This is a genomic window from Pseudarthrobacter sp. efr-133-R2A-89 (genome assembly GCF_030209315.1).
In the GTDB taxonomy this organism is placed as follows: Bacteria; Actinomycetota; Actinomycetes; order Actinomycetales; family Micrococcaceae; genus Arthrobacter.
Window position 1 is genome coordinate 423199 of the sequence record NZ_JARVSE010000002.1, and the last position, 23103, is coordinate 446301.

The window sequence follows — 23103 nt, forward strand, 5'->3', positions numbered from 1 at the left end:
CTCCCGGTCCACAAGCCTACTTGCCCGAGGCGTCCTCCCGCGCGGTTCCCATCCACTCCAACGCTGCTGCCGCCGTCCATGCCTGGGCGAGGCTCCCCAGCGGTTCGCCGGTGAAGGGCTCGTAGTACTCGCCGAACTGCAGGTCGGAGAGTTGCTGAAGTGATGCGGACCGGAGCTCCTCGAAGAGCCCCGTAGCACCGTCACGTGCGCTGGCCCAGCCCAGCAGCAGGTTCAGGAAGGGCCACACCGGTCCACGCCAATAGGTCCGCGGCCGGAACGCATCGCTGGCCGGCGAGGTCGAAGGGGGCAGCGGAAACCGGAGCTCCGGGAAACCCATCCAGCGCGGTCCGCGCAGGAGGTCCCGCTGGGCCGCGAGGAGGGCAGGATCGCCGCCGGCGACGAGGGGGGCGAAGCCGGAAACCGTCTCAGTGCCGATCCATTCCTTGGCGAGCACGTCATAGTCCCTGGCCAGCCCGGTTTCCGGGTCCACCGTGGACGCCACCCCCGCACGGAACCGCGCTGCCATTCCCTGCAGCTCCAGGGCGTCCTGTTCACGTCCGAGTTCCATGGCCAGTCCGGCGAGGACCTCGCTGGACGCCGCCATGATGGCGGAGAAGAAAACGTCCCGGACCCGGAAATCGACCACGTCCTGCACTGCGGCGTCATCGAATTTAACCTCTGCCATCTGCTGCACCAGCCAGAGGTACTTGGTGTACTCGGCGTCGTCGGGCCGTTCGCTGGCGTCCGCGACGTGCAGGACGTCCCGGCGGGTATAGGCCGGAACGGCCCCCGGCGCGATCCTTGAGTAGGGGCCGTCCCAGCGGGGTGAATTATCGAAGCCCGATTCCCAGCCGTGGTGGATTTCGACCAGGCCCACACCGTCCGGGTCGCGGACCGTGGCCAGCCACCGGTGCCACGCCAGCCAACCGTCAAAGGACTCGGCCAGGAACTCCTCGGCCGCTTCCTGGTCGGCGCCGCCGTTTTCCCGCCCGCGGTCAACGATGTGGCGCAGGGCGATGGCGTGCACGGGCGGTTGGCAGATGCCGCTGCTGCGGATTCCTGCGGGCAGTGCTGCAGCGTCTGCTGTTCCCCACCGGTCGAAGCCCGGGAAGTAGCCGGTGTCATTGTCGCTGAAGACGATGTGCGGAATCATCCCCGTGGACCACTGCGCGCCCAGCAGGCTGCGCAGTTCCGTGACGGCGCGGGGGACGTTGGTGCGGGCAAGCCCGATGGCAACGAATGCCGCGTCCCAGCTCCACATATGGGGGTACAGGTTGGGGGCCGCGCTGGTCATGGTGCCCAGGTCGTTGATCTTCAGGACGTCGATGGCGGCTGAGCGCAGTTCTTCGCTGGACAGGGAGCGGGTCGGGTTCATTTGGCCTCCAGTGCCATTGATGTTTCGCGGTCGTAGACGCGCATGGTGTTCGGGGCAAAGCCCAGCCAGATGGTGTGCCGGGGAGCCGTCTTGAAAGTGGGCGGTGCCTGGACCTTGAGGCTGTGGCCGTCCACGTCCACCGTGAGAAGGACGGTGGATCCCATCGGTTCGACGACGAGGACCGTGGCCGCCACGTCGCCTGAAGAGCGCTGGTTGCTGACTGTCACGTTCTCCGCCCGGACACCCAGGAGAACGTCCTTGCCCGCAAAGGAGCGCAGGATGGACGGCGCCATGAGCTGCTGTTCACCCAGGACCAGCGTGCCGCCGTCGTGGCTGACCGCGGCATCCAGGAAGTTCATGGGCGGGGACCCGATGAAGCCGCCCACGAACTGGTCGGCAGGCGCGTCGTAGACGTCCAGCGGATCTCCCAGCTGGACGATGCGGCCCTTGCGCATGACGGCCACCTGGTCGCCGAGGGACAACGCCTCGCTTTGGTCGTGGGTGACGTAGACCGTGGTGGTGCCGAGGTCCTGGACGATCTTCTTCAGCTCGGACCGGAAGGTCAGGCGCAGCAGGGCGTCGAGGTTGGACAGCGGTTCATCCATCAGCAGCACATCGGCATCCATCACGATGGCCCGTGCCACGGCCACCCGCTGCCGTTGTCCGCCGGAGAGGTTGGCCGGAAGCCGGTCCAGGTATGGACCCAGCTGGAGAAGGTCGGCGGCCCACTGGACCTTCCGCTCAATCTCGTCGGCCGGCACCTTCGCCATCCGCAGCCCGAAGCCGATGTTGTAGCGGACCTTGCGGTGCGGAAACACGGCGTAGGACTGGAACACCATGGAGAGGTTGCGCTTGTTTGGCGGCAGGTAGGTGACGTCACGGCCGCCGATGGAGATCGAGCCGGAGTCCGGAAGTTCGAGTCCGGCGATCATCCGCAGCAAGGTGGTCTTTCCGCAGCCGGACGGTCCGAGCAGGACGGTGAACTCGCCGTCGCGGATGGAGAGGGACACGTCGTCCGTGGCGCGCTCGGATCCGCCTGGATACGTCTTCACAAGGTTGGAAATCTGGATATCAGCCACAATCGGCTCCTTTGGGGAAGTGGGGGCAGGCCGGCGCGGCCTAACGGATGGTTGAGCCCCACATGTTGGTGAGGTAGCGGCGCATCAGCGCGATGAAGATGATGGACGGAATGACCAGGGCAAAACCGCCCGCAAACCGGTACGCCAGCGGGGAGTCGGACAGCGAGCTGAGGACCTGGGCGGGGAGGGTGCGGTGGTCAAGGGTGAGGATCGATGCACCCAGCACTTCGTTCCAGGACATGACGAAGGTAAAGATCGACGCCGCGGCGAGGCCCGGCAGTGCCATGGGCAGCACCACCCTGCCGAACGCGCCGAGCGGTGAGCAGCCAAAAAGGCGTGCCGCTTCCTCGACATCGATGGGAACGCTGAGGAAAACGCTGGCGGAGATCAGGATTGTGGTGGGCAGCGCCAGCGCGGTGTGCAGGAGGATCACTGCATAGGTCGTGTCGTAGATGTCCACCGTGAGGAAGAGCCTGGCGAGCGGGACGGACAGCACCACGATCGGCAGGGCACGGGTGAACAGCAGGAAGAGTTGGTAGGGGTCCTTGCCCCGGAAGCTGAAGCGGGCCAGCGCGTATCCCGCGGGTACGCCGATCAGCGCCGCCAGGATCAGCGTTCCGGCCCCGACGATCAGCGAGTTCCCCAGTGCCCCGAAAATGCCCGTCGCCCCCAGGAAGCCGTTGAGCGTTTCCACGGAGAGGTTGGTGGGAAGGAGCGAGAGCGGAAAGTCGTTGAGCGACGCCCTGGTGGAAAGCGCTGCGAGGGAGATCAGGTAGATGGGAATCAGCATGAACAGCGAGACGGCGATGCATGCCGCCTGCAGCAGGAACCGGTTCCGCTTCTGCCGGGCGATGGGTGTGGTGTCCACTGTGGGGCTCATCGGAGTCCTCCCTGGTTCTTGTCGCGGAGCGCCCGCAGGTAAAAGATCGACGTGGCCATCGAGACGACGAGGATGACCAGGGCCAGTGCGGCAGCCACGTTGGGGTTCTGCAGCCCGGTGTACCAGCGGTACGTTTCGCCCACCACCAGGGGGAAGTTCTGGCCGGTTAGCGCCTGCGCCACGGCGAACGTCTGGAAAGCGAGGATGGTCCGGAGGATCAAGGCCACCTGGAGGCTGGGTTTCAGCAGCGGCAGGGTCACGTGCCGCAGGCGCTGCCAGAACGTGGCACCAAATACCTGCGCGGCCTCGTCGTAGTCCTTGGGGATGCCTTGGAGCCCGGCGACGACGATGATCAGCACCAGGGAGGTTGCCCGCCAGAGTTCGGCGATGAGGACGCAGATGAACATGCTGGTCTGGTTGTCGTAGGCGAGCCACGAAGTGCCCTGCAGGCCCATCCATGAGAGCACCGAGTTCAGGTATCCGCGGTCGTTGAAGATCGCAAGCCAAACCAAACCGGCCGCCAGGTCGCTGAGGGCCAGGGGAATGGCCCAGATGAAGAAGTGGACCTTGTGCAGCCGCGGATTGCTCCGCAGCATCAGGGCCATGGCGATCGCAAGCGCGAACTGCAGGGGGATCATCACAACGATCAGGAGCAGCGTGTTGCGGACTGCCGGCCAAAAGTACGGGTCCTGCACCATGCGGCTGACAAACTCGAGGGTGAAGCCCTGGTCATCCTTGAAGGCCTGCAGGACGCCCTGGATAACGGGCCAGCCCAGGAGCAGGGCCATGAAGATGACGGACGGGGCAATCAGCAGGACCGCGGGCGGTATCCTGCGCCGCCGCGGTGGAGCAACTGTTGCGGCTGCTGTGGGGGGTGCCTCTACGGCCATTACGCTACCTCGCATTTCATCGAGATCGGATCGGGCGCCCAGCAAGGAACATTCAGGCCCTTCAGGATGGTGTTCAGCTGGGTTGCCTGCGTATCGAGGACCTGCTGGATGGGCCGGGTTTCCAGGCAAATCTGCTGGAAGCAGTTCTTGAAGATCTGTGAAACTTCCCCTTCCTTGGCGCCCAGCCCTACCGGCGGAAGTGCCAGCAACGCCCCGGCGGATCGCTGTTGCCGGCGTACCGCTGCGGCCTCCAGCGCGATGGCACCGGTCAGGTCCGAGGGAAGTTCGGTCTGGACCACAGGGAAGAACGCGTTGCTGCGCAGGGTCTCGATCTGGGAGGCCGGCTCGGTCAGGGCCCGGATGGCCTTCTCGGCAAGATCGCGGTCCTTGCCGTTCCTGGGCAATGCCATACCCGCGATGATCAGCATGTATCCGCGCCCTTTCGGCCCACGGGGCGCCGGGACCATGAGCCAGTCGTCGGGTTTGTCTGCCGGCGCGTTGACCAGGCGTGCAACGTGGTCCCAGGCGACCAGGATTTCGCCGCGGGCCAGGGGTTCCTGCATGTAGTCGTAGTTGGTGGAGGCCGGGGCCATGGCGGACCACAGTTCCTGCATATAGGACCACGCGGCCACCGCATCCTGGTTGCGGAACGTGGTGATTTGGCCGCCGGTAAAGCTGGGCAGCAGGAACCCCTGGTAGAAGCGGTGGTGCAGGCCTTTGGGGCCGGCGGGCATCCCGAATACCGGCCTGCCGGCACCCTGTTTGGCGGCTTTGGCCCAGGCCAGGTAGCCCTCGTAGGTCAGGTCGTTGACGTCCACGCCCGCGGGCAGCCACTCCAGGGCCTTCTTGTTCACGGCCACCACGTAGGTGGCTTGCATCCAGGGGACATAGCGCGAGGTGGCGCCGCCCACCTTGGTGAGGTCAAGCATTTCCTTGGTGAACCCGCGCCCGGCCAGGTCCCGGAGGAGGGCGTCGACATCCTCAAGGGAGTCGGCGAGCGGGGCCAGTTCACCGTGCAGGCCGCCCAGAAGGGAGGTTTTCACGTTCCCGGCGGCCGCCTGGGTGCTCACCGTTGAGGAGAAAACGCCGGGGTCCACGGAGTTGTAGGCCATGGGCACCTTGGCGAACTTCTTGAGGACCGCTTCGTACCGTTGCTTTTCTTCCACCGGGGTGAACTGGGTGGACAGGAACCCTACGGTTCCCTGGCCTGCGGCCGCGCCGCTGGTGTCGAACCCCGCGCAGGATGCCAGGAACGGCGCTGACATGGCCGTTCCCAATCCGGCCAGGAGGAGGCTTCTGCGGGAAACGGCACTGCGCCGGGGGTGGAATGTGGTGTCTGTCATTGACTGCTCCCATCGGATGTGCGCCACTGCACAAACTTTCGTTTAAGCATTAGACATAAGTGGCGCAGTGTCAACCCTCCGTGGGGAGCGTGCGGCCCCGGAGTTAACGGAAAGAGCCCGGTGCCGCCGTGCGGCACCGGGCTCTGGATCGCGCGGATTAGTGGTGGATGCCGCCGTCGTGCGTCCCGACCGCGGCGGTTCCGTCCACCGGCCCGGCTGCGGGGTCTGCCCCCGTTGCCGCGAACAAGCGGGCCTTTTGCGTTGCGGGGCCGAAGATGGCCAGGGCGACGGCGCCGAAGAGCCAGGTGCCGGCGATGAAGAAGAAGACGCTCTGGTAGCCGCTGCCGTTATAGAGGGCGGCGATGATCAGCGGACCGGCGGCATTTGAAAGCCGGCCCAGTCCGTAGGATACGCCGGTGCCCATGGAGCGTCCGTTGGTGTCGAACAGTTCGGGCGAGTAGGCGTAGGCAAGAGCCGTGTAGCCGCGCTCGAACAAGTTGACCAGGAAACCGAACAGGACGATCAGCACCGGGTTGAACGTGAGGCCGTAGAGGAGGCCGCACACGGCGATGACGGTGCCAAAGACCACCAGGCACCACTTCCGCTCGAAGCGGTCCGTGACCAGGGATGCGAGGTATGAGCCGAGGGGCGCGCCGACCGTGGTCAGCGCCACGTAGAAGATGGAGTTTTCAACGCTGAAGCCTTCCTTGGCCAGCAGCGTCGGTGCCCAGCTGGAGTAGCCGAAGAAGCCGATGGTCTGGGTGACCCAGAGGACGGTGAGCAGGAGGGTGGGTGCCAGGTATTTCTTCTGCAGCAGCAGCGTCAGGGGTGCCTTGGTGGCGGCTGGAGTCTCGACCGGGGCGGCGGGCGCGGGGAGTGCTCCCTTTTCTGCGCTGACGGTAGCCTCGATTTCCTTGAGGATGGCGTCCGCCTTGGCGTAGTCGCCTTTGTTTTCATACCAGCGCGGGGATTCCTTGAGCCGCCGCGTGAACAGGATGAAGAGGATGCCCAGTGCGCCCCACACGTAGACCAGCCGCCAGGTCCAGTCCGCCAGGGGAACCACCAGGCTGGCGATGAGGTTGGTGGCCGGTGTCCCGCAGATGCCGATGACGATCGCGTACGCCTGGTATTTGCCGCGCTTGGCCGCGGGGAACAGTTCGTTGACGTAGATGACCGCCACCACGGTCATGGCGGAGAGCCCGGCCGAGGTGAGGATCCGGAAGAGGCCCAGCGACACGATGTCCCAGGAGAACGCGGCTACCAGCGAGAAGGTCGCGTACCAGAGGGTGGTGATGACCAGGGCGTTCTTGCGGCCCCAGCGGTCTGCCATCCAGCTGGCGATGAGTGAGCCGAAGAACATGCCAACGAAGGATGCGGACGTCACGTACGCCACCTCGTTGACGCTGACACCCCACAGCTTGATCAGCTTGGGCACGGTGGTGGCGAAGCTGTTGATGTCGGCGAACTCGAAGAAGTAGGCGAACGAGACGGCCACCAGGGCGATCTTGTGGAATTTGGAAATTGGCAACCGGTCGAGGCGGTTGGCGGCGTTGGAATGCATCATTGAAATCCTTGGGGCAAGAGGTCGGAGGATCCGGGGGAGGGCTAGGCGTTTTCGCCGGGCCAGTAGAGGTTCATGGGGTTGCTGACAAGCAGTTTGTGCTGAAGCTCCGGGGTGGTGGCCACGTGCGGAATGTAGTCCACCAGCAGGCCGTCGTCCGGCATGTGGTGGGTGAGGTTCGGGTGTGGCCAGTCGGTTCCCCACAGGACACGGTCCGGGAATTCCTCGACGACGGTGCGGCCAAACGCCACCACGTCCCGGTACGGGGCGGGCTCTCCGTCCAGCGCGGGCGGGCCGGAGATGCTGAGCCGTTCCGGGCAGCTGACCTTGACCCAGACGTCATTGTTTTCCACAAAGCGCAGGAACCGGCCGAACTCCGGTCCGGTCGATGGTTTGGCCACGTCGGGGCGCCCCATGTGGTCCACCACCAGCGGAGTGGGCAGCGACCCGAAGAACCCTTCGAGCCCTTCGAGGTCCTGGCCTTCGAAATAGATGACTACGTGCCACCCCAGCGGGGCGATCCTGCGGGCGATTGCGGCCAGTTCCTCTTGCGGTGCCGCGTTGACCAGCCGCTTCAGGAAGTTGAACCGGACACCACGCACGCCTGCGGCGTCCAGCCGTTCCAGCTCGGCGTCGCTGATGTCCGGGCGGACGGTGGCCACTCCGCGGGCCCGGTCCCCGGAGGCTTCGACGGCGTCCGCCATGGCGCTGTTGTCGGCGCCGTGGCAGGTGGCCTGCACGATCACGTTGCGGCTGACGCCCAGGTGGTCCCGCAGGGCGAACAGTTGGTCCTTGCCGGCGTCGCAGGGCGTGTACTTCCGCTCCGGCGCGAACGGAAACTCGTTCCCGGGCCCGAAGACGTGGCAGTGCGCGTCCACTGTGCCCGCCGGAAGCGTGAAGCGTGGCGTGGAGGGGTTGCTGTACCAGTCGAGCCAGCCGGGTGACTTGGTGAAGGTGCTGTCCATGGGGTTCCTTTGGCCGGCAGGTGAATGGGCGGCAGTCCCGCGTGCGTCAGTGGACATAGCGCAGGCCTGCCGCTTCGAGGGGTCCGCGCATGTTGTAAATGTCGAGTCCGAGTTCTCCGTTGGCAAAACGGAGGCGTTTCGCCTCTTCGTTGTCTTCGCGCTTCCGCGCAGCCTCCGCGACGTCCGCGGCGCGCGCGGCGGGGACGACGACGACGCCGTCGACGTCCGCGACCACTACGTCGCCCGGGTTGACCAGGGCGTTGGCACAGATAACGGGGATGTTGACGGATCCGAGGGTGGCTTTGACGGTGCCTTTGGAGTTGATGGCGCGGCTGAAGACCGGGAAGTCCATCTCCTCCAGCGCGGCGACGTCGCGGCAGCCGCCGTCGATGATCAATCCGCGTGCGCCGCGGGCTTTGAGTGAGGTGGCGAGCAGGTCGCCGAAGAAGCCGTCTTCGCTTTCGGTGGTGCACGCGGCCACCACGACGTCCCCGGGCTGGACCTGTTCGGCGGCGACGTGCATCATCCAGTTGTCTCCGGGCTGGAGCAGCACGGTGACGGCGGTGCCGCACATGGCGGCGCCGGGGTAGACGGGGCGGAGGTAGGGGCGCATGAGGCCCAGCCGGCCCATGGCTTCGTGGATGGTGCTGACGCCGAAGGCGGAGAGGGCTTTGACGTCTTGTTCCGCTGCGCGGGTGATGGTGGTGTGGACCACGCCGAGTTCCTGCATGTTCGGGCTCCTGGGATGGCTAGCGGCCCTGCTGCTTGAGCAGGGCGTTGAGGCGGGGGTAGACGGTGCGGGCGTTCTGTTCGTGGACGGCGGCCAGGTCGGCTTCGTTCAGCCCGGCGGCGTCGAGGTAGCGGGCAGTGTCGTCGAAATTGTGGCCGGTGCAGGGGTCGATGTCCCGGACGGCGCCGATCATTTCGGAGGCGAACAGGATGTTCCTGGTGGGGATGACGTCCAGGAGCAGATCGACCCCGGGCTGGTGGTAGACGCAGGTATCGAAGAAGACGTTGCGCAGCAGGTGTTCTTCGAGGGCCGGTTTGCCCAGTGCCATGGCCAGGCCCCGGAAGCGTCCCCAGTGGTACGGGACGGCACCGCCGCCGTGCGGGATGACGAGTCTTAGGGTGGGGAAGTCGGTGAACAGGTCGCCCTGGATGAGTTGCATGACGGCGGTGGTATCAGCGTTGAGGTAGTGCGCGCCCGTGGTGTGGAAGGCTGGATTGACGCTCGTGCTGACATGGACCATGGCGGGGATGTCGAATTCGACCATTTTTTCGTAGATCGGGTACCAGTACCGGTCCGTCAGCGGCGGAGCGGTCCAGTGCCCGCCGGAAGGGTCGGGGTTCAGGTTCAAAGCCACGGCTCCGTATTCCTCAACGCAGCGTGTGAGTTCCGGGATGGATGTGGCCGGATCCACGCCGGGGGACTGGGGAAGCATCGCGGCCGGGACGAACCGGTCCGGGTAGAGCCGGCTGACCCGGTAGCAGAGCTCATTGCAGATCGCCGCCCACTCGGCCGAGGTCTCGAAGGAACCGATGTGGTGTGCCATGAAGGAAGCCCGGGGCGAGAAGACGGTGAGGTCGATCCCGCGTTCGTCCATGAGCCGCAGCTGGTTCGCTTCGATGCTCTCCCGGAGTTCGTCGTCGGAAATTCTCAAATCTGCCGGGGACGGCGCCAAGGCGGGATCCTGCAGTGCGGCGACCTGCCGGTCCCGCCACTGCCCCAGGGCGGCCGGCGCCGTGGTGTAGTGGCCGTGGATGTCGATAATCACAGTGTGTGCTCCTGGAATGAGGGATGGGCGGGGACCATGACGGCGCCCGCCATGAGAAGCCGGGCCGTGCGGATCAGCGCGGATTTGACCACTTTGGTGGGGTCGTGGGCGTCCAGGCCGAGCTCGACGGTGAATTCACCGCTGGGGTGTTCAACTGCGACCGTGGGCGCGGTTCCGTCTGGCAGTACGGCGACGTCGTGCGCCACAGTCCCTTTGAGGATTGCGGCGGTGGCGGCCGTGACCGCGGCGAGCACGCCGATGGATTCATGGCAGATGTGCGGGATGAAGCTGCGGGTATTGACCGCACCGCCGGAGGCCGGCGCTGAGACCAGGGTCATTTTGGGGTAGTTCTTGCCCGTCACGTCGCCGAGGCCCATGAGTTTTCCGCATGCCAGCCGCAGGTCCTCAAGGCGGCCCTTGAGTTCGGTGTCCTTGTTAAGGTCGACGACGGACTCCCGCCCCGTGCGGCCCAGGTCACCGGCGTTGATGATCACCAGCGGTTGGCCATTGTCGATGCAGGTCACCTCCACCGCCCCCACCCCGGCGATATCCACGGTGTCGCGGAGGTTGCCGGTGGGCAGCAGTGAGTCGCAGACCGAGCCCGCCGTGTCCAGGAAGTTGATGGTCACTGGCGCGGCCGTGCCGGGAACACCGTCGATCCGGGTGTCTCCGGCGTATTCGACGTACCGTCCTGCCGGCCCCATGGGCGTCCGGACCGTAATCTCGGCGACCATGCCGGTGTTCACGGTGAGGACCCGCGCCGTGGTGGTGTCGCCGTCGGGAGTCAGAAGGCCTGACTCAATCGCGAACGGGAGCGCGGCGGCCAGCATGTTCCCGCAGTTGGGCGTGGTGTCCACCTGGCCGCTGTCCGGCTGGAGCTGGGCGAACAGGAACTCTAGGTCCACCCCGTCCCGATCGCTGGTCGAGACGATCCCGGCTTTGCTGGTGAGTGGGTGGGCGCCGCCCAGTCCGTCGATCTGTCGCGGGTCCGGTGAGCCCATGGCCGCCAGCAGGACCGCATCCCTGCTTGGAATGTCGGCGGGCAGGTCGATTGCACGGAAGAACGGACCCTTCGAGGTCCCGCCCCGCATAAGCCAGCAGGGTACGGGGGTTTGGTCTCCGGCGGGGTGTCCGACGTGAGCGGGCGTGGTATGCGGAGCCACTGGGTCCACTCGGCCTGCGCTCGCCGTCAAGGGAATGCCCTCATCCATGGTCTGTCCTTCGGTGATGTGGGAGGGCGCCCTCGGTTGCGACGCCGTCGCCTCAAGTGAACCAAGTTACATTCAAGATTGTCAACAATTTCTTATACATTTATGTTGACGGTCCGCTTTGCCGTGGATGTCCCTGGAAGGAGGGGCAAGTAGGCTGGTACAAAGTTGTTGACAATATTGCTTGCCTTGGACAGGCGCACGGAGGTGGCGAAGCATGGAAACCCTGGGAGGTACCACGGCCCGGTCCCTTACGGTTGCCGAACTGGTGGATATGCTGAGGTCTGCCATCGTGGGCGGAGACCTGGTGCCAAATCAGCGCTTGGTGGAGGCGGACCTGGCCGCCGAATATGGAGCCAGCCGGGGAAACATTCGGGCGGCGTTGGCAGAACTGACGGTCGAAGGCTTGGTGGAGCGGGTCCAGAACCGCGGCGCCCGCGTGCGCGCTGTTTCCGTGGAAGAGGCGGTGGAGATCACCGAGGTCCGTGCCGCCCTCGAGGCGCTCTGCGCACGGAAGGCGGCCGAACGGATCACGGACGATGAAGCCGTCGAGCTTCAGGAGCTTGCCGGGCGGATGAAGGACGCCGTGGAACGCGGCGACCGGGACTCCTATTCGGAGTGCAACCAGATCCTGCATGCCAGGGTCATCGACATCAGCGCACAGCAAACGGCCGCAGCTACCATCCACCGGCTCCGCGGCCAGGCCGTTCGCTTCCAGTTCCGGCTCGCCCGGCAGCCCGGCCGGCCGGCAGTTTCGCTGCCCCAACACCTCGCGATCATCGACGCTGTCTGCGCGCACAATCCGGATGCCGCCGCTGACGCGATGCGGGTGCACCTAGAGAGCGTCGCGGACGTCATCCGCTCAACGCATTCCTGACACCCGTCTGCACCTACCTGCCCGCGTGATTCTGCGGCCGCCGTTCCGCTGTGGCTTGCTCGGCGGCCCTAGGTTTTGGGCGCGGGAAAGTGCGGCGGGCTGCCTGGGGCAGCCCACCGCACTTCGGGATTAGGTCAGCACTGCTTCCGGCGCAGGACCAGCGTCAGCAGACCGCCGAAGGCCAGGAACAGCAGGCCCACCAGCAACATGCCGGTATTTGCTCCCGTGTTGGCGAGGGCCGGGGCTGCAGCATAGTTGGCCTGCATTGGAGCCGCTGCGGCGCGGACGTCAGAGGCGCCGGCCGCCGGCTGGGCCGCCGGAACCTCGGTGGACGGAGTGGTGACCGTAGGGGTGGTGACGGTCGGAGGGGTAACTACCGGAGGGTTCACGACCGGAGGAGTAACCACCGGGGGGTTCACCACAGGAGGAGTTACAACAGGCGGCGTGACAACCGGAGGGTTCACTACGGTGGCTGTCGAATCACCAATCACGCCCACGGAGGTGGCACCAAGGGAGATTGGAAGAGTGATCGGGGCCGCCACTTGGGTTCCCGAGAGGAGTCCGTCGGTTCCGCCGGTGGTGATGGGTCCAGCGGGTGCCGTCGTGGTGCCTGTGGTGCCGGCGCCTTCAACACTTGCGGCTGAATCCCCGACGAGGCCCACGGACGTGGCCCCGAGGTTGATCGGCGCGGTGATCGGGGCGACCACCTGGGTTCCGGATGCGATGCCGTCAGTACCGGTGGTGGTCGCGGCGGGTGCCGGAGCTGGTGCTGCCGGTGCCGTGCCCGAAGTGGCTGGGTTCTGGGTGCTGGCAGCTGAATCCCCGACGAGGCCAACAGACGTGGCCCCGAGGTTGATGGGCGCAGTCACGGGCGCCACCACCTGGGTTCCGGATGCGATGCCGTCGCCGCCGCCGGTGGATGCGGCGGGTGCCGGAGCGGGTGCTGCCGGTGCCGTGCCCGAAGTTGCGGGACTCTGTGTGCTTGCTGCCGAGTCGCCTACGGCGCCCACTGAGGTTGCCCCCAGGGTGATGGGAACGGTGATCGGCGCCACTACCTGGGTTCCGGATGCGATCCCGTCGCCGCCGTTTGTGGATGCGGCGGGTGCCGGAGCGGGTGCTGCCGGTGCTCCGGCATTCTGTGTGCTCGCTGCAGAGTCGCCAACAAGGCCCAGCGAAGTGGCTCCGAGGATGACCGGGATGTTGATCGGGGCCACCACCTGAGTTCCTGAAAGCAGCCCGTCATTTCCCGAGGTTGTGGTGTCTGCTGCGTTGGCGGCGACACCACCGAAAGCCAGCAGTCCACCGGCAAATGCGGTGCCGAGCAGGCACCTGCGAATGTTGCGATGCATCATTTTGAGTTCTCCTGAAAAGTTGAAGTGGGCGTACTGCTTAGCCCGGAATTGGCTCAGATTCCGCACGTGAATGCGCGGAGGGGCTCAACTAGTCAGGAGAAGATCCGGGGTCGAAGGACACCGGTGCGGGGGCCGCCAGCAGGCGGCCTTCGATGGCGGCGGTACCCGCCGCGGGAATAAAGAAATGGTGGGCGTTGAGCCACGCGGGGACGGCCGGGCCGTTGCCGCCGGAGGGGCTGCTTCCGCCGGTAGTGGCACCCGGCATGCCCGGGAGGGCATCCGAAGGTTCATGGATTGGAGCGTGGTCCGGGCCGGCTTCGGCAAGTGACGGCGCATTTGCCGCCGAATCCATTCGGGTATCACAGGCCAGGACGGTTACTGGCAGGGCGTCCAGCTGACTCATCGCGGCTCGACCCGGCGCGGTGCCGCCGGCATCGGTGTTCGCGACCGTGACCGACGCATCCGTCTCTTGGCCCGCCTGCGGAAGGCCGGCCGCGGAAGGGGCGGTGGTCCCCGCCGGTTCAGGGGTGACAATGTCGATGGCGTCGGTGGCCACGGGCGGAACCGGGCCGGAGTCAGCCGGGTTTACGCCGGGAAGCGGAACTGAGTCGATGACCGGTTCCACAACGGGGTCAAGCGGCTCAAGGACAGCGCCGGCAACTGGGGCCACGGTTTTCACTGTACGGTCCACCACGGTATCCACCGTGCCGGCAACCGGGTCCACCACTGTGCCCACCGTGCCGGCCGGCACTACCATGTTGGCTACAGGTACGGCCTGCACCACCTGGTCGGCAAGTCCGGTGACGTCTTTCACCGCCGGGCCCAGGGATGGCGTGGGGATCAGCGCCGGAACACTCGAGACAGGCGCATGATCCGGACCGCCCTTGATGGAGGCCTCCACCGGTTCCAAGGCACCTTTGGCTTGATGTGCAACGTTGGTGGTGGCCGAGCGAAGGGATGATCCGACCGATCCCAGCAGGGAATGCCGGGCGTCCGAATCATCAGCTCCGGTATCGGCAGAGGCCCCGGCGGCGGACAGGGCTACCCAGGCGGCAGTAGCGGCGAGGGCAAGCAGGAGGGGGCGGAGAAAAGCCCACGGATCAAGATGTGACTTCACTCAGAACGCCTCCCCCCAGAGATTGCTCTTACAAGCAACACCCAGCTTAGGCACAGGTGGGAAGCCAAGTCCAGTGAATAGAAGAATTAAACAAGAGGGAACTTTCGCTTACGGCGGATCGTCCGGGCCAATCACCGGCGCGGCCTCCGCCCATTCCCAGTCCCTGTAGTCTCTGGCACATGGTGCAGCGGCTGAAGTACTCCTACGGAGCGGACCCCAGCCAATGGGGTGAGCTTTTCCTGCCAGATCTTCCCGCGGCCGGGCAGCGGGGGGTAGTGGTGGTGATCCATGGCGGCTACTGGCGCTCAACGTATGGGGCGGAGCTTGGGGAGCCGCTTGCCCTGGATCTCGCCGAACATGGGATGGCTGCCTGGAACCTTGAGTACCGCCGCGCCGGCAACGGCGGGGGCTGGCCCGCCACCTTCCAGGATGTCCTGGCCGGGATCGACAAACTCGCCGACCTGGCAGGGCAGCACTCGCTTGATCTCGGCAAAGTGGTGGCCTTGGGCCATTCTGCCGGCGGTCATCTTGCCGTCTGGGCCGCGGGCCGCGGGCGCCTGGCCGGGCTGGGGCCGGGCGGGGAGCCCGCGGACACCGGCGGCGTCCGCCTCGCGGGGGTTGTCAGCCAATCGGGCGTCCTGAACGTGGCCGAGGCCGAACGCCTGAACCTCAGCAACGGCGCGGTGGCCAACCTGCTTGGCGGTCCGTCGTCGGAATTTCCCCGACGCTACCGCCGCGCCGACCCTATGGCCGCCCTGCCGCTGGATGTCCCGGTCTACGCGGTGCATGCTGAGGCGGATGACGACGTGCCGCTGGCCATGTCTGCGCTGTACGTGGACGCCAGCGGGGCCGGAGGCGTGAATGCGCAACTGGTCATGGTGCCCGGTGACCACTTCGACCTGATCAATCCCGAGTCCCCGGCGTATGAGGTGTGCCGCGAGCTGGTGGCCCGGCTGCTGGGCTGACATGAACTGCTGGCCAGGCCCGCTTTCTGGCAGAGTATGACCATGCTCACAGTTATTGGCGAAGGCCTTGTCGACGTCGTCCAGCGTGCCTCGGGAATCGAGGCGCACGTGGGCGGCAGCCCCCTCAACGTCGCGGTCGGCCTGGCCCGGCTGGATCATCCGGTGCAGTTCATCGGCCGCTACGGCCGGGACGCCTACGGCGACTCCGTGGCCGCGCACCTTCGCGCCAGTTCCGTGATGCTGCCGCTGCCTCCGGACGGGTTGCCTACCAGCGTTGCCACCGCGTTGATTGACGACGACGGCGCCGCCACCTATACGTTCGACCTCGCCTGGGAACTGCCCGGCCTCGTGGACCGGCTCGGCTTCATGCTGCAGGGCACCACGCTGCTGCACACCGGCTCCATTGCCACTATGCTGGCGCCGGGCGCCGCCGAGGTGCTGGCCGCCGTCGAGCATGCCCACCCGTCCGCCACCATCAGCTTCGATCCCAACTGCCGTCCCAGCATCATCACCGATGTGGACTACGCGCGCCGGCAGGCGGAGAAGTTCGTCACCCTGGCGGACGTGGTCAAGGCCTCCGACGAAGACCTGGAATGGCTCTACCCCGGCCGGGATGTGCTGGACTCCGCGCGCGCCTGGCTGGCGCTTGGCGGTGAGGAGGGCCCTGCCCTGGTGGTGGTCACCCGCGGCGCGGACGGGCCCTGGGGTGTCTGCCGCGCCGGCGAAACGTCAGTACCCGCGCCCAAAGTGGAGGTGGCGGACACCGTGGGCGCCGGCGACTCGTTCATGGCCGCGCTCCTCTCCGGCCTGGTTGACCGCGAGCTGGACGGCGCGCAGAACCGCGAGGAACTGCGCGACCTGCCCGCCGAAGGGCTGGCCGAACTCCTGGCGCACGCTGCCCGCGCAGCTGCCGTCACGGTGTCGCGCCCCGGCGCCAACCCGCCCACCCGAACCGAACTGAACACAGTGGGCGGGTAGCCGCTATCCTTCGTGGTTGTAGTACGGCCACGGCAGGAAGCGGCGCTCACCGCGCCGGTCCGGCCCTTCCAGGGTGACTTTCCCCGTCGCGGCCCACTCAACGCCGCGGGGGAACATCCGGATGAACTCAATCCGCCGAAAAGTGTCGATATCGTGCCCGATGGTGATGGTGAAGCTGCGGCCCTCGCCGTAGCTGTTGATCCAGGCCAGCGGCTGCTGCGTATTAATGCCCGGAAGGCCGCTTGGTCCTTCCGGGGGGATGGCCACGGGATAGTGGGGCATCGGCCACATGGGTGCGTGCTCGTAGGATTCCAGGTCGTCGAATACCGAGAGAAGCACTTCTGCTCCTTCGTAGAGGTGGACGCCGGTCAGGATGTCGTCTCCGGTCACTGTCCAGGTCCCGCTGATGCCTTCCGTGATGGGGTGGCGGGGCTCGGCGGTCTGCAGCAAGGCTTCCCCCCACGGGCGCGGGCGGAGTCCGGTGGGCACGCTGAGCTTCGCGCCACGCATGATGTTGTACTCCTCGGGGTAGCCCCAGTCGTCCTCCTGCACGGCAGAGCCATGGAACCAAACGATGCCCTTGCCGTCCTGGTGCACGAACTTCAGCAACGCGGCGTCGGTCTCCGGGCCGAATCCCACCGCCTTGTCGTGGTAGCCGTCACGGCCCTCGAAGACCACCAGGACAACGTCGTATTTGTCGATGATGTTCGACCCCAGCCCCCGGGGCTCCTCCACCACCCTGACCCGGAACCGGCCGGTGTCCTCAAGGACGGTGGTGAGCCATTGGTTGTGCTGGCGGAAGCTGCGGACCTCGTTGTCGTGCTCCCGGGTCATGTGCCCGGAAAGGATGAGGGCATTCAACATCTCGGTCATGGCATCAACGCCTCGATTCTTGAAAAGTGGGGAAGTTAGGATGGAAGTCTACATACTTTAGTAGAAAAGCGACATAATGCGTGTATGCTCGTTGGGAACCTAGAGAGAGTGAGCAACGATGCTTCTCGAAAGAGACCTCATCCAGTCGGCCGGCTTCCGTAATGTCACCGAAGGCGGCCGCGTCACGGGCTTCCAGTTCCGGCTCCGGATGCCCTCCTACCGGGGCATGGCCGCGTCCCTCATCGACGGCGTCGCGGTGCGTGTCGGCGGCCTGGTGGATGTGGAACCGGACGTCCCGCTGTGGAGTTTCGGTGGCCGCACGTTCACCCTGCAGCAGCTATGGGACAGCGACGGCGTCCGCTGGCCGCTGGAGGAAGCGGCGGTGGTCACCGTGCCGTTCGACGGCGGCCTGCCGCAGGGAGTGCACGACCTTACCGTTGAACTGCGCCTCCGGATGTCCTACATTCCGGTGGAGCACCAGCCCACCATCCACCGGGTCAGCCGAAAGGTCACGCTGGCCCCCGAAGGCGGCGAGGGTACGTTCCGCTACGGCGTCTCCCTTTACAGCTACATGGGCGACTACGGAACGGTCCTGGACCTGGAAACCGCCCTGGCCCACGTTGCCGATGTCGGCGCCACGGGGGTGGAGATTCTCGGCGAGGCGCATGTCCCCGGCTATCCGGAACCCTCGCCGGCCTGGATCGACACCTGGTTCAACCTGCTGGAAAAGTACTCCCTCGAGCCCACCAACTACGGGTCATGGATCGACACCCGGCTGCACCCGGGCCGGTCCATGACCGCTGCGGAAGGGGCGGAAGCGCTCCAGCGCGACCTGAAACTTGCCGGCATGCTGGGCTTCAGCTTTGTCCGGCCCAAGATCGGCGTTATCTCCGGTGACCTTGTACCGGACCCCATCTGGACCGAATCCGTGGAGCGCTCGCTGGACCTGGCGCATGAGTTGGACGTGGTCATCTGCCCCGAGATCCACTCACCAACACCCATCAAACATCCCGTGGTGGATGACTACATTGGCTTGATCGAGCGCACTGGCACCAAGAACTTCGGCCTGCTCATCGATACAGGGATCTTCCAGGACCGCCCCATCCCGCTGCGTGAAGGCGAGACCCGGGAGGCACGCCCCGCTTTCCTGGACGGGATCGGCGTGGACCCCGCAGACCTGAAGGACATAGCACCATACGTGGTGTTCATCCAGGCGAAATTCCACGACATCAACGAACAGTTGGAAGACCAGCAGATTCCGTGGCGCCCGGTGCTTCAAGCCCTCAAGGACTCCGGCTACACCGGCTTCCTCTCCAGCGAGTACGAGGGCGACCGGACTCCGTGGCGGGCCATCGAGCAGGTGCGGCGCCAGCACGCCCTGATCCGGCGCATCACCTCCGACCTCGTCTGACCTATTCCTGCTCCCAGTAAAGAGACACCCATGCCGAACGGACTCCTTGACCAATCCAGCCTCCGGGCCCACCCGGCGGGCCTTGCCCTCTCCCTGACCCTGCCGTGGTACCGGAGCCTCTGGCTCTCCTCGGTCACCTGCCTGAGGCTCACCATCGACGGCGAGGAAGTCCCCGCCGGGGACTTGTCCTTGGAACTTGGTGGCATCCGCTACGCACTCCCGGATCTGGCCGCCCAAAGCGAAACCCTCTGGTACCTCCAGGACCACCCCCTCCTCATCGCCAAAAGGGCCACTGCCGCCACCTTGGGCAGCCGGCACACGGTCCAGCTCATCGGTGAGCTGAGGCTGCCGTACATGCAGATTGCCCCGGGCCCGGATGGCGGTCCGGGCATGTACGTCCCCAACTTTGTGAACCAGACGCTGGAATTGAGCGTCACGGACAGGCCGGCACCCGCACCTGCGTTGGCGACGGCGGACACGCCGCCTCCGCCCGCGGCTGCCGGGGACCCCTTCTCGCTGGGCCTCACGCTCTACTCGGCAAGCGCCGAATTCAGGGCCGGCTGGTACGACTTCGACGGCCTCCTCAACCGCGTTGCAGAGCTGGGAATCGGGCCAGGCATCGAAATTGTGGCTTCCCAGGTGCTGCCGTCCTATCCGCGCGTCACGGATGATTTCGCCCGGTCGTGGCACGCTGCCTTCGACAAGCACGGCTTCACCGCCAGCTCCTTTGGGGCCAACCTGGACATGGGCCGGCGGCGCGACCGTGACATGACCCCGGACGAGGAGTACGAGTTCACGGAGACTCTTTTCCACGGGGCCAAGAAACTTGGCTTCCCGCTGGTCCGGATCCAGAGCGCCAAGCCGGACCTGCTGCGCCGGCTCCTGCCCTTGGCCGAAAGACTGGACCTTCAGCTCGCGTACGAGATCCATGCCCCGCTGGGGCCGAACTCGCCGGAAATCATGAAGGTCCGGGACGTGTATGCAGAGTTCCATTCGCCGCTGCTGGGTTTTGTCGCCGATTTTTCCTCGACGATGCACAGCATGTCGCCCACGCTCCTCCGGGCCGTCCGCCGTGCCGGGCTCGATAGCGAAGCAGTGGAGAAGCTGCAGGCCATCTGGGCCACTGATGCACCGATGCGGGCCCGCCAGGAGGAGTTCATTGGATACCTGAAGGGCCGGGCCTTCGATCCTGCCCGGCTTGGCTCCTTCGCCCATCTCGCCTTCAACATGCACGGCCATGTCAGTCCGCGGGAATGGGCAGACATCATGCCCCAGATCCTGCACGTCCACGCCAAGTTCTACGACATCGACGACGACGGCAACGAGCCTGCAATCGACTATCCGGAGCTGGTGCGCGTCTTCGTCGAAGGCGGCTACCGCGGCTACTGGTCAAGTGAATGGGAGGGCCATGCGTTCGCCGAACTGGGGGAGGTGGACCCCTTGCTGCTGGTGCGCAGGCAGCATGACCTGATTCGGAAGAGCATGCGTTCCGCGCCGAAGGCGGAATCGAGGGCCGGCTCCTCGATTTAGCAAGCCCTCCGTGTTCTCCCTGCCCGGCGGCGCCTGTGTGGGATGCTGGACCGGTGGACGATCCCGGCATGGAAGGCTTGGCCACCGCACGTGCGGATGGCCGCTGGTTCGAGCGCCCTGATGGCAAGGGCCGCCGGCCATGACGGTGAACGAGATGGTTCGCGACGCAGTCCTCGCCGGAACCGGACTGCCCATTCCAGGTCCGGACGGACAGGTCGAAGTTCCGGCTGCGTCTGAACGCTTGCAGAATCTTGTTGAACTCGCCCGCACGGTCTGTGGCCAGCCGGTGACAGCCATCAACATCATCACCGAAGACCTTCAGTACCAGGCGGCCACCGCGGGCATGGAACCGTATTTGTGCACCAGGGAAGACTCGATGTGCGCGGTGGGGTTCCTTAGCGGTGAACCCACCGTCCTTGAGGACGCTTCCCTGGACCCCCGGTACCGCGAAAACCCCTATGTGGACGGCCGGCGCAGCAGTGTCAGGTTCTACGCCTCCATTCCGCTGGTGACCGACGACGGGTTTGTCCTTGGCACCCTTTGTGCCGGCGCCCGGGAAACCGGCCGGCTCAGCGGCGAACAACTCCGGGGCCTTGAAATCCTCGCCGCCCAAATCGTCGACGTCCTGCAGTTGGAACACCGCGCACGCCGCCTGGCCGATGCGCTGGCCGAAGCCGAGCGGAGCAACACCCTCCTGGCGGAGTTTGCCGGCCGGATCAGCCACGACCTCCGTAACCCGCTGACTTCGATCCTCGGATTCGTGGAGCTGGGCGAAATGGACGCAGAAGCAGGCGACGAAGCCCGGCTTCCGGAGTACCTGGGCATTGTGGGCCGGACCGGGCGGCGCATGCTGGCAATGGTTGAGGATGTCCTGGCCTTCGCCACGATCGGCGGTGACCTGCAGCCGGCCGCGGTTTCCCTGGCGGACCTGGTGGGGGATGTCATCGTGGACCTGGCCACCGCCGTGGAGGAGTCGGGAGCGTCCGTGGACTCGGGGGAGCTGCTGTTTACGGCGGACCCGGTCCAGACCCGGGTGCTCCTGCAGAACCTCATCCACAACGCCTTGGCCTACCGCCGGCCTGGCGTCCCGCCGGTCATCCACATCACCGGTCACCGCGGCGAAGATGGTGCGGTCTTGCGCGTAATCGACAACGGCAAGGGCATCGCCTCCGGCGACCGTGAACGCGTGCTCGATCCGCTGGTACGCCTCGACCGCCAGGGCGACCCGCCCGGATCCGGCCTGGGCCTGGCAACCTGTGCCCGGATTGCCGCCGCGGCCGGCGGACGACTTGACCTCGGTCCCGCCCCTGAATCCGGGACTGTCGTCACCGTTCACCTGGGACCGGGCAGCTAAGCAGCCGCTGCGCCCCGGCCTGGGCCGGCGTCGAAAGGCAGCCCGCACAGGGCGTGCTGGACCCGCCCCGCCATCACGGCTCTCTATGCGATCCTTCTGCGAACCTTCGTGAAACTTATGTCTGTCATCTGCAATACTTATGTGCTTTTTCTACACATCTCCCGCATACTTGTGAGTGACCGGGGTCACGACCCCGGATTCCTCGACAACGAAGTCTGAAAGGCTGGACATGACACAGCACCGTCGCCCCGCGGGATTGAAGGTGGTCGGCGCCCTCGCCGTTCCCACCATTGCGGCCCTTGCCCTCTCTGGCTGCTCCACCTCCGCCAGCAGCACCTCTTCTTCCGGTGGATCCCAGGAATTTTCCCTCTCCTTCGCCACCTCCAACAACATCGAGAGCCCCTTCCAGACGCTGGCGGAGGACTACATGAAGTCCCACTCGAACGTGAAGATCACGTTCAACCCGCAGCCCAATGATTCTTACGACCAGACCCTGCGGACCCAACTCCAGGCCGGCAACGCCTCGGATGTCGTGGTCACGACGCCGGGTTCCGGACAGGGGCGCAGCATCCTTCCCCTCGCACAGGCAGGCTTCCTGGAGCCGCTGGACGATGCCGCCAAGAAACTGGTTCCCTCCGGCAGTGACGCCCTCTTCGGCGCGGACAGCAAGGTCTACGGGCAGGCCATGGAGATCACTGTCGTAGGGCTGGTGGCCAACGAAACGGCCGCCAAGGCCTCCGGCATCACCGACTTCCCCGCAGACTTCGCCGCCTTGGAGAAGCAGTGCAAGAACCTTCAGTCTTCCGGCAAGTCCCTCTTCGCCCTGGCCGGCGCGGCTGCCCCGAACACCGGGCTGATGGCCATGTCCCTTGCTGCCAGCCGGGTCTATGCAGGCGATCCTGACTGGAATGCCAAGCGGACCGCAAACCAGGTGACGTTTGCCGGCTCGGACGGGTGGAAGTCTTCCCTCGACGCCGTGAAGAAGCTCAATGATGCGGGCTGCTTCCAGCAAGGTGCCGCCGGCGCCGGATTTGATGCCATCACCCAGGGCCTTGCCAGCGGAACATCCGTTGCCGGCTTCATCCCCGCCCCAAGCTGGAAGCAGCTGAAGACCGCCGCCGCCGGTTCGGAATTCGATGTCCGCGCCCTCCCGGCCGAGCAGGCCTCGGACAAGGCCTACACGTTCGCCAGTGCCAACTACGCGTTCTCCATCAATGCTGCTTCCAAGAACAAGGACGCTGCCAAAGCCTTCCTCGACTGGGCGGCTGAGCCGGAACAGACCAAGGCCTTTGCCGAGATTGACGGCGCCCTTCCTGTCAGCGGACTGGACAGCTACGACTTCAGCGGCAGTGCCTACAAGAACGTAGCCGACCTGATCAAGGGCGGAAAGTACGGGCCCCTGCCCAACAGCCAGTGGCCCAACTCGTCCGTCTACGACGCCCTGGCCACCGGCGTCCAGGGGTTGATCACCGGGCAGAAGACCACTGACCAGGTCCTGCAGGCCATGGATGCCGCCTGGGGACAGTAAGTCTTCCACTCCACTACCGTTCCAACGACTCAACGGGACAAG

20 protein-coding genes are annotated in these 23103 nt (G+C 65.8%); 7 read left to right on the plus strand and 13 right to left on the minus strand.

All coding sequences use genetic code 11. The features are described 5' to 3' along the window. Positions 1-16 precede the first annotated feature (16 nt). From ggh to QRM95_RS04720, 10 genes are all read right to left on the minus strand, one after another. Entirely contained in the window at positions 17-1375 is a 1359-nt protein-coding gene (ggh, locus tag QRM95_RS04675) for a glucosylglycerate hydrolase (RefSeq protein ID WP_285246659.1), read from the minus strand. Next, positions 1372-2454 (minus strand): ABC transporter ATP-binding protein, encoded by a 1083-nt coding sequence (locus tag QRM95_RS04680; RefSeq protein ID WP_018762747.1) that lies wholly within the window; start codon positions 2452-2454, stop codon positions 1372-1374. Before QRM95_RS04680 ends, ggh begins: the two co-directional genes overlap by 4 nt. A gap of 40 nt (positions 2455-2494) precedes the next feature. Beyond that, positions 2495-3334 carry a carbohydrate ABC transporter permease gene (locus QRM95_RS04685; protein ID WP_285246660.1) on the minus strand — a complete coding sequence of 280 codons (840 nt, stop codon included), beginning with the start codon at positions 3332-3334 and terminating at the stop codon, positions 2495-2497. Next, a complete protein-coding gene (locus QRM95_RS04690) occupies positions 3331-4224 on the minus strand; it encodes a carbohydrate ABC transporter permease (protein WP_018762745.1) in 894 nt (297 codons plus the stop codon). The genes QRM95_RS04685 and QRM95_RS04690 overlap by 4 nt, the downstream gene beginning before the upstream one ends. Further along, positions 4224-5567: an ABC transporter substrate-binding protein gene (locus QRM95_RS04695; protein ID WP_018762744.1), complete on the minus strand. Its 1344-nt coding sequence runs from the start codon at positions 5565-5567 to the stop codon at positions 4224-4226. The genes QRM95_RS04690 and QRM95_RS04695 overlap by 1 nt, the downstream gene beginning before the upstream one ends. Positions 5568-5724: 157 nt before the next feature. Then, positions 5725-7131 carry an MFS transporter gene (locus QRM95_RS04700; RefSeq protein WP_285246661.1) on the minus strand — a complete coding sequence of 469 codons (1407 nt, stop codon included), beginning with the start codon at positions 7129-7131 and terminating at the stop codon, positions 5725-5727. 41 nt (positions 7132-7172) lie between these two features. Next, a complete protein-coding gene (locus tag QRM95_RS04705) occupies positions 7173-8093 on the minus strand; it encodes an amidohydrolase family protein (RefSeq protein WP_285246662.1) in 921 nt (306 codons plus the stop codon). 46 nt (positions 8094-8139) lie between these two features. Next, a complete protein-coding gene (gene ligK, locus QRM95_RS04710; protein ID WP_285246663.1) occupies positions 8140-8823 on the minus strand; it encodes a 4-carboxy-4-hydroxy-2-oxoadipate aldolase/oxaloacetate decarboxylase in 684 nt (227 codons plus the stop codon). 19 nt (positions 8824-8842) lie between these two features. After that, complete coding sequence (locus tag QRM95_RS04715) at positions 8843-9868, minus strand: amidohydrolase family protein (protein WP_285246664.1); 1026 nt, start codon at positions 9866-9868, stop codon at positions 8843-8845. Then, the gene (locus QRM95_RS04720) at positions 9865-11079 is read right to left on the minus strand and encodes a 4-oxalomesaconate tautomerase (RefSeq protein WP_285246665.1); all 1215 of its coding nucleotides are present in this window, start codon (positions 11077-11079) and stop codon (positions 9865-9867) included. Before QRM95_RS04720 ends, QRM95_RS04715 begins: the two co-directional genes overlap by 4 nt. A gap of 214 nt (positions 11080-11293) precedes the next feature. On the opposite strand from QRM95_RS04720, the gene QRM95_RS04725 reads away from it, so the two are divergent. Then, the gene (locus tag QRM95_RS04725) at positions 11294-11953 is read left to right on the plus strand and encodes a GntR family transcriptional regulator (RefSeq protein WP_285246666.1); all 660 of its coding nucleotides are present in this window, start codon (positions 11294-11296) and stop codon (positions 11951-11953) included. Between the two features lie 134 nt (positions 11954-12087). Here QRM95_RS04725 and QRM95_RS04730 read toward each other — a convergent pair whose 3' ends face one another. Next, positions 12088-13305 (minus strand): DUF320 domain-containing protein, encoded by a 1218-nt coding sequence (locus tag QRM95_RS04730; RefSeq protein WP_285246667.1) that lies wholly within the window; start codon positions 13303-13305, stop codon positions 12088-12090. An 88-nt stretch (positions 13306-13393) separates the two neighbouring features. Further along, entirely contained in the window at positions 13394-14422 is a 1029-nt protein-coding gene (locus QRM95_RS04735) for a hypothetical protein (protein WP_285246668.1), read from the minus strand. Positions 14423-14601: 179 nt separating this feature from the next. On the opposite strand from QRM95_RS04735, the gene QRM95_RS04740 reads away from it, so the two are divergent. Next, entirely contained in the window at positions 14602-15387 is a 786-nt protein-coding gene (locus QRM95_RS04740; protein WP_285246669.1) for an alpha/beta hydrolase, read from the plus strand. Positions 15388-15429: 42 nt separating this feature from the next. Then, a complete protein-coding gene (locus QRM95_RS04745; protein ID WP_285246670.1) occupies positions 15430-16365 on the plus strand; it encodes a carbohydrate kinase family protein in 936 nt (311 codons plus the stop codon). Between the two features lie 3 nt (positions 16366-16368). Here the strand turns inward: QRM95_RS04745 and QRM95_RS04750 are convergent, their stop codons facing one another. Continuing rightward, on the minus strand, positions 16369-17238 hold the full coding sequence (locus tag QRM95_RS04750) for a ThuA domain-containing protein (RefSeq protein ID WP_285246671.1): 870 nt from the start codon (positions 17236-17238) through the stop codon (positions 16369-16371). A gap of 118 nt (positions 17239-17356) precedes the next feature. Between QRM95_RS04750 and QRM95_RS04755 the strand changes: the two genes are divergently transcribed. From QRM95_RS04755 to QRM95_RS04770, 4 genes are all read left to right on the plus strand, one after another. Continuing rightward, positions 17357-18649: a C-glycoside deglycosidase beta subunit domain-containing protein gene (locus QRM95_RS04755; RefSeq protein ID WP_285246672.1), complete on the plus strand. Its 1293-nt coding sequence runs from the start codon at positions 17357-17359 to the stop codon at positions 18647-18649. A 30-nt stretch (positions 18650-18679) separates the two neighbouring features. Then, complete coding sequence (locus tag QRM95_RS04760) at positions 18680-20179, plus strand: C-glycoside deglycosidase beta subunit domain-containing protein (protein WP_285246673.1); 1500 nt, start codon at positions 18680-18682, stop codon at positions 20177-20179. 139 nt (positions 20180-20318) lie between these two features. Beyond that, positions 20319-21533, plus strand: coding sequence for a sensor histidine kinase (locus QRM95_RS04765; protein WP_285246674.1), 1215 nt, complete (start codon positions 20319-20321; stop codon positions 21531-21533). A 229-nt stretch (positions 21534-21762) separates the two neighbouring features. Then, positions 21763-23061: an ABC transporter substrate-binding protein gene (locus QRM95_RS04770; RefSeq protein WP_285246675.1), complete on the plus strand. Its 1299-nt coding sequence runs from the start codon at positions 21763-21765 to the stop codon at positions 23059-23061. The last annotated feature ends 42 nt before the right edge of the window (positions 23062-23103 follow it).

Excerpts from the sequence above, each read along its gene's own strand:
- ggh (WP_285246659.1), bottom strand. The coding sequence starts at position 1,375 with ATGAACCCGACCCGCTCCCTGTCCAGCGAAGAACTGCGCTCAGCCGCC.
- QRM95_RS04685 (WP_285246660.1), bottom strand. The coding sequence starts at position 3,334 with ATGAGCCCCACAGTGGACACCACACCCATCGCCCGGCAGAAGCGGAAC.
- QRM95_RS04690 (WP_018762745.1), bottom strand. The coding sequence starts at position 4,224 with ATGGCCGTAGAGGCACCCCCCACAGCAGCCGCAACAGTTGCTCCACCG.
- QRM95_RS04695 (WP_018762744.1), bottom strand. The coding sequence starts at position 5,567 with ATGACAGACACCACATTCCACCCCCGGCGCAGTGCCGTTTCCCGCAGA.
- QRM95_RS04700 (WP_285246661.1), bottom strand. The coding sequence starts at position 7,131 with ATGATGCATTCCAACGCCGCCAACCGCCTCGACCGGTTGCCAATTTCC.
- QRM95_RS04705 (WP_285246662.1), bottom strand. The coding sequence starts at position 8,093 with ATGGACAGCACCTTCACCAAGTCACCCGGCTGGCTCGACTGGTACAGC.
- ligK (WP_285246663.1), bottom strand. The coding sequence starts at position 8,823 with ATGCAGGAACTCGGCGTGGTCCACACCACCATCACCCGCGCAGCGGAA.
- QRM95_RS04720 (WP_285246665.1), bottom strand. The coding sequence starts at position 11,079 with ATGGATGAGGGCATTCCCTTGACGGCGAGCGCAGGCCGAGTGGACCCA.
- QRM95_RS04725 (WP_285246666.1), top strand. The coding sequence starts at position 11,294 with ATGGAAACCCTGGGAGGTACCACGGCCCGGTCCCTTACGGTTGCCGAA.
- QRM95_RS04730 (WP_285246667.1), bottom strand. The coding sequence starts at position 13,305 with ATGATGCATCGCAACATTCGCAGGTGCCTGCTCGGCACCGCATTTGCC.
- QRM95_RS04740 (WP_285246669.1), top strand. The coding sequence starts at position 14,602 with ATGGTGCAGCGGCTGAAGTACTCCTACGGAGCGGACCCCAGCCAATGG.
- QRM95_RS04745 (WP_285246670.1), top strand. The coding sequence starts at position 15,430 with ATGCTCACAGTTATTGGCGAAGGCCTTGTCGACGTCGTCCAGCGTGCC.
- QRM95_RS04750 (WP_285246671.1), bottom strand. The coding sequence starts at position 17,238 with ATGACCGAGATGTTGAATGCCCTCATCCTTTCCGGGCACATGACCCGG.
- QRM95_RS04755 (WP_285246672.1), top strand. The coding sequence starts at position 17,357 with ATGCTTCTCGAAAGAGACCTCATCCAGTCGGCCGGCTTCCGTAATGTC.
- QRM95_RS04760 (WP_285246673.1), top strand. The coding sequence starts at position 18,680 with ATGCCGAACGGACTCCTTGACCAATCCAGCCTCCGGGCCCACCCGGCG.
- QRM95_RS04765 (WP_285246674.1), top strand. The coding sequence starts at position 20,319 with ATGACGGTGAACGAGATGGTTCGCGACGCAGTCCTCGCCGGAACCGGA.
- QRM95_RS04770 (WP_285246675.1), top strand. The coding sequence starts at position 21,763 with ATGACACAGCACCGTCGCCCCGCGGGATTGAAGGTGGTCGGCGCCCTC.